Consider the following 1,087-nt stretch of genomic DNA (forward strand, 5'->3'; position numbering starts at 1 on the left):
CAGAACCCGCTGGTGGATTACGTCCTCAACGGCGGCCCCGCCCGGCCGGACCGCGCGGCGGCCCTGGCGCTGCGGGTCGAGACGCTCGCGCCCTACTTCGACGCCGCCCACTACCGGGCGTCGCTCCGCGGGCCGGCCGCGGACGCGCTGGCGGACGCCTCCGAGGCCGAGCTGCTGCGGTCCTACGTGGAGAGCGGCTGGCGGTCGCTCGTCAGCCCGCGCCCGGACTTCGACCCGGCCGGCTTCGTGCAGGCGCGCGCCGGCAGCCGGGCGGTTCAGGACGACCCGTTCTTCCGCTACGTGGCGGAGACGCGTCTGTCGGGGGCCGAGCCGTTCGCGGAGGCGGGGCGGCTGAACCTGCCGGCGGTGGACGCGGCGTGGTACCGGGCGACCTACCCGGACGTGGGTACTCAGGCGCCGTACCTGCACTTTGCCGGGGCGGGCTGGCGGGAGCTGCGCGATCCGGGTCCGGGGCGTTCGACGCTCGACGCGCTGTTGCGGGTGTGGGGGCTAGAACCGGCCCGGCCGCCGATCGCGGATACGGCCTGGCTCGGGGCGATCGGGCGGGAGCCCGTGGACAAGGCGGCGGCGCTGGCGCGTCAGGCACAGCTGATCGCGAAGCACTTCGACCACGCGTTCTACCGGCAGCGCTATGGTCTCGCGCCGGAAGCGGACGCGGTGGGCGACTACTGCGACACCGGCTGGCGCCGCGGCCGCAACCCAAGACCCGACTTCAACGGCTGGGCCTACCGGGCGCACCACCCGCACGTGGAGGCGACGGGCATCGCACCCTTCGTCCACGTCCTCGCGACGGCATTGTTGCGCGGCACAGGTATCTCGGCCGATGCCTTCGACGCGCGCTATGGCGCACCGCCGCCCGACGAGGACGCGGAGCTGCTGGAGCAGGCGCGCCTGATCGAGCCCTGTTTCGACGCCGCCTGGTATCTGAAGCGCTATCCCGACACTCGCGGCTTCGAGAACGGGCCGGCGGTCCACTTCCTCTCCCACGGGCAGGAGGAGGATCGCGACCCGAGCAAGACCTTCTCGACCCGTTTCTATCGCCGGGCCTACGGACATCTGTTCGGTT

General features: G+C 72.9%; 1 pseudogene. It reads left to right on the plus strand.

Annotation, left to right across the window (positions count from 1 at the left end):
- A pseudogene (locus OXS27_RS32280) lies at positions 1 to 1,087 on the plus strand (glycosyl transferase); the annotation flags it as partial.

It is taken from the genome of Methylobacterium sp. GC_Met_3, assembly GCF_026540775.1.
In the GTDB taxonomy this organism is placed as follows: Bacteria; Pseudomonadota; Alphaproteobacteria; order Rhizobiales; family Beijerinckiaceae; genus Methylobacterium.